Annotated in this window: 3 rRNA genes; all 3 read right to left on the reverse strand. The window is 57.3% G+C overall.

Going from position 1 to position 5393, the window contains the following annotated elements:
* Positions 1 to 6: 6 nt before the first annotated feature.
* Positions 7 to 123: ribosomal RNA gene (rrf, locus tag KBX46_RS32180) — 5S ribosomal RNA — on the reverse strand.
* Between the two features lie 85 nt (positions 124 to 208).
* Positions 209 to 3318 (reverse strand): 23S ribosomal RNA (locus tag KBX46_RS32185).
* A 379-nt stretch (positions 3319 to 3697) separates the two neighbouring features.
* Positions 3698 to 5214, reverse strand: a 16S ribosomal RNA gene (locus KBX46_RS32190).
* The 16S, 23S and 5S rRNA genes sit together here, the layout of an rRNA operon.
* Positions 5215 to 5393 lie beyond the last annotated feature (179 nt).

A 5393-nucleotide genomic window follows, 5' to 3' on the forward strand; every position in this document is an offset into this window, starting at 1 on the left:
AAGATTGTCCGGCGGCGTCCTACTCTCCCACACCCTCACGAGTGCAGTACCATCGGCGCTGGAGGGCTTAGCTTCCGGGTTCGGAATGTAACCGGGCGTTTCCCCTCCGCCATGACCGCCGTAACTCTATGAACATGTCAAACAACCCCGGCACAAAATCACGGGTGTTCGCTTGTTCAGAGTTGCACAGTGGACGCGTAGCAGCTTAGTAGTCAAGTCCTCGGCCTATTAGTACCGGTCAACTGAACCCGTTACCGGGCTTACATTTCCGGCCTATCAACCCAGTCGTCTAGCTGGGGGCCTTACCCCACCAAGGTGGGTGGGATACCTCATCTTGAAGCAGGCTTCCCGCTTAGATGCTTTCAGCGGTTATCCCTTCCGAACGTAGCTAACCAGCCGTGCCCTTGGCAGGACAACTGGCACACCAGAGGTTCGTCCGTCCCGGTCCTCTCGTACTAGGGACAGCCCTTCTCAAGTATCCTACGCGCACGGCGGATAGGGACCGAACTGTCTCACGACGTTCTAAACCCAGCTCGCGTACCGCTTTAATGGGCGAACAGCCCAACCCTTGGGACCTGCTACAGCCCCAGGATGCGACGAGCCGACATCGAGGTGCCAAACCATCCCGTCGATATGGACTCTTGGGGAAGATCAGCCTGTTATCCCCGGGGTACCTTTTATCCGTTGAGCGACACCGCTTCCACTCGCAAGTGCCGGATCACTAGTCCCGACTTTCGTCCCTGCTCGACCTGTCAGTCTCACAGTCAAGCTCCCTTGTGTACTTGCACTCAACACCTGATTGCCAACCAGGCTGAGGGAACCTTTGGGCGCCTCCGTTACCTTTTAGGAGGCAACCGCCCCAGTTAAACTACCCACCAGACACTGTCCCTGAACCGGATAACGGTCCGAAGTTAGATACCCAAATCAACCAGAGTGGTATTTCAAGATTGCCTCCACCCATACTGGCGTATGGACTTCACCGGCTCCCACCTATCCTACACAAACTAATTCGAGTACCAATGTCAAGCTATAGTAAAGGTCCCGGGGTCTTTCCGTCCTGCCGCGCGTAACGAGCATCTTTACTCGTACTGCAATTTCGCCGGGCCTGTGGTTGAGACAGTGGGGAAGTCGTTACGCCATTCGTGCAGGTCGGAACTTACCCGACAAGGAATTTCGCTACCTTAGGATGGTTATAGTTACCACCGCCGTTTACTGGCGCTTAAGTTCTCCGCTTCGCCCCGAAGAGCTAACAGGTCCCCTTAACGTTCCAGCACCGGGCAGGCGTCAGTCCATATACATCGAATTACTTCTTCGCATGGACCTGTGTTTTTAGTAAACAGTCGCTTCCCCCTGCTCTCTGCGGCCATACAACGCTCCACCCGCGCGGGGCTTCACGTCTCCGGCCCCCCTTCTCCCTAAGTTACGGGGGCAATTTGCCGAGTTCCTTAACCACAGTTCGCCCGATCGCCTCGGTATTCTCTACCTGACCACCTGTGTCGGTTTGGGGTACGGGCCGCTAAGAACTCGCTAGAGGCTTTTCTCGGCAGCATAGGATCACTGACTTCACCTGAATCGGCTCGGCATCACGTCTCAGCCTTAATGTGTTGCGGATTTGCCTACAACACGGCCTACACGCTTACCCCGGCACAACCACCGGCCGGGCTCAGCTACCTTCCTGCGTCACCCCATCGCTTGACTACTACCCATCAGGTTCCCAGCCTCCCCGACATCCGTCCGAAGACATCAGTCAGTTCAGGTGGTTAGCACAACGAGGTTCATCAGGGACGCTCTTTCGCGGGTACGGGAATATCAACCCGTTGTCCATCGACTACGCCTCTCGGCCTCGCCTTAGGTCCCGACTCACCCAGGGCGGATTAGCCTGGCCCTGGAACCCTTGGTCATCCGGCGGAAGGGTTTCTCACCCTTCTTTCGCTACTCATGCCTGCATTCTCACTCGTGCCGCGTCCACAACTGGGTCACCCCGCTGCTTCACTCGCGGCACGACGCTCCCCTACCCATCCACACACCTGCACAAGGAATCAAGTCCAAGCGAGGTTAAAATGTGAATGCCACAGCTTCGGCGGTGTGCTTGAGCCCCGCTACATTGTCGGCGCGGAACCACTTGACCAGTGAGCTATTACGCACTCTTTAAAGGGTGGCTGCTTCTAAGCCAACCTCCTGGTTGTCTATGCGACCCCACATCCTTTTCCACTTAGCACACGCTTAGGGGCCTTAGCTGGTGATCTGGGCTGTTTCCCTCTCGACTACGAAGCTTATCCCCCGCAGTCTCACTGCCGCGCTCTCACTTACCGGCATTCGGAGTTTGGCTGATTTCGGTAAGCTTGTGGGCCCCCTAGACCATCCAGTGCTCTACCTCCGGCAAGAAACACGCGACGCTGCACCTAAATGCATTTCGGGGAGAACCAGCTATCACGGAGTTTGATTGGCCTTTCACCCCTAACCACAGGTCATCCCCCAATTTTTCAACATTGGTGGGTTCGGCCCTCCACGCGGTCTTACCCGCGCTTCAGCCTGCCCATGGCTAGATCACTCCGCTTCGGGTCTAGGACACGCGACTGAATCGCCCTATTCAGACTCGCTTTCGCTACGGCTCCCCCACACGGGTTAACCTCGCCACATGCCACTAACTCGCAGGCTCATTCTTCAAAAGGCACGCCGTCACCCCGCAAGGCTCCGACGGATTGTAGGCGAACGGTTTCAGGTACTATTTCACTCCCCTCCCGGGGTACTTTTCACCATTCCCTCACGGTACTTGTCCGCTATCGGTCACCAGGAAGTATTTAGGCTTACCAGGTGGTCCTGGCAGATTCACGGCAGATTTCAGGGGTCCGCCGCTACTCGGGAACACCCACAGAAGGTCAGCAACTTTCACCTACCGGACTTTCACCGTCTACGGTCAGCCATTCCAGACTGTTCGACTAGCCACTAACTTTGTAACTTCTCGAACAAGTGTCAGCTTGTTCAGCAGGGTCCCACAACCCCGACCACGCAACCCCTGACAGGTATCACACGCAGCCGGTTTAGCCTCGATCCGCTTTCGCTCGCCACTACTCACGGAATCACTAAATTGTTTTCTCTTCCTACGGGTACTGAGATGTTTCACTTCCCCGCGTTCCCTCCACACACCCTATGTGTTCAGGTGTGGGTGACACCACATGACTGGTGCCAGGTTTCCCCATTCGGACACCCTGGGATCACAGCTTGGTTGACAGCTCCCCCAGGCCTATCGCGGCCTCCCACGTCCTTCATCGGCTCCTGGTGCCAAGGCATTCACCGTTCGCCCTTGACAACTTGACCACAAAGATGCTCGCGTCCACTGTGCAATTCTCAACAAACGACCAACCCACAACCCGATCCGCCCCACACCAAACCCAACAACAGTTGGCGGTATGTGGAGCCAGGCCATGCCTGGCAGACTCCCAGCCCCCACACCGGAGGGCTGGCCAAGTCTCTGAAACAACAACACGATGGTTGTTCCTTCAGGACCCAACAGGGTGCTCACATTCTCCCCCAGCCGCACCAACAACCACCGTTCCCACCACCGAAGTGGCTGTACTAGGCGCCGCCGGCCGTTGCCAGGGCAAAACTTGCCAGTGTCTCCGCCATCTGAGCACCCCACCACCACAGTCGGGCAGTGCGGGCTCCTTACCGACTTTCGTCGGAAGGTGCTCCTTAGAAAGGAGGTGATCCAGCCGCACCTTCCGGTACGGCTACCTTGTTACGACTTCGTCCCAATCGCCAGCCCCACCTTCGACGGCTCCCTCCCACAAGGGGTTGGGCCACCGGCTTCGGGTGTTGCCGACTTTCGTGACGTGACGGGCGGTGTGTACAAGGCCCGGGAACGTATTCACCGCAGCGTTGCTGATCTGCGATTACTAGCGACTCCGACTTCACGGGGTCGAGTTGCAGACCCCGATCCGAACTGAGACCGGCTTTTTGGGATTCGCTCCACCTCGCGGTATCGCAGCCCATTGTACCGGCCATTGTAGCATGCGTGAAGCCCTGGACATAAGGGGCATGATGACTTGACGTCATCCCCACCTTCCTCCGAGTTGACCCCGGCAGTCTTCGATGAGTCCCCGCCATAACGCGCTGGCAACATCGAACGAGGGTTGCGCTCGTTGCGGGACTTAACCCAACATCTCACGACACGAGCTGACGACAGCCATGCACCACCTGTGACCGCCCCCGAAGGACCTCACATCTCTGTGAGTTTTGCGGCCATGTCAAACCCAGGTAAGGTTCTTCGCGTTGCATCGAATTAATCCGCATGCTCCGCCGCTTGTGCGGGCCCCCGTCAATTCCTTTGAGTTTTAGCCTTGCGGCCGTACTCCCCAGGCGGGGCGCTTAATGCGTTAGCTGCGGCACAGGAAACCGGAGAGGTCCCCCACACCTAGCGCCCAACGTTTACAGCGTGGACTACCAGGGTATCTAATCCTGTTCGCTCCCCACGCTTTCGCTCCTCAGCGTCAGTATCGGCCCAGAGACCCGCCTTCGCCACCGGTGTTCCTCCTGATATCTGCGCATTTCACCGCTACACCAGGAATTCCAGTCTCCCCTACCGAACTCTAGCCTGCCCGTATCGACCGCAGGCTTGGGGTTGAGCCCCAAGTTTTCACGGTCGACGCGACAAGCCGCCTACGAGCTCTTTACGCCCAATAAATCCGGACAACGCTCGCACCCTACGTCTTACCGCGGCTGCTGGCACGTAGTTGGCCGGTGCTTCTTCTGCAGGTACCGTCACTCTCGCTTCGTCCCTGCTGAAAGAGGTTTACAACCCGAAGGCCGTCATCCCTCACGCGGCGTCGCTGCATCAGGCTTCCGCCCATTGTGCAATATTCCCCACTGCTGCCTCCCGTAGGAGTCTGGGCCGTGTCTCAGTCCCAGTGTGGCCGGTCGCCCTCTCAGGCCGGCTACCCGTCGTCGCCTTGGTAGGCCATCACCCCACCAACAAGCTGATAGGCCGCGAGCCCATCCCAAGCCGAAAAACTTTCCACCCCCAGCCATGCGGCCGGAAGTCCTATTCGGTATTAGCCCCCGTTTCCGAGGGTTATCCCAAAGCTTGGGGCAGGTTGCTCACGTGTTACTCACCCGTTCGCCGCTCGAGTACCCCGAAGGGCCTTTCCGCTCGACTTGCATGTGTTAAGCACGCCGCCAGCGTTCGTCCTGAGCCAGGATCAAACTCTCCAACAAAAAATTAGTTGAACAGCATCCTGACAACAAACAAATGTTGCCAAAGGAATCCCAACCAGCCAGCAAAAACTGACCAGTCCGGGGTATAAATCATAATTGGCACTGGCTTTACAAGCACCCTGTTGAGTTCTCAAAGAACAACCACACACCGACCAGAAGCCCCACCTCAGTGGAACCCC

Source organism: Micromonospora sp. C81, from assembly GCF_018070425.1.
Classification (GTDB): domain Bacteria; phylum Actinomycetota; class Actinomycetes; order Mycobacteriales; family Micromonosporaceae; genus Micromonospora; species Micromonospora zamorensis.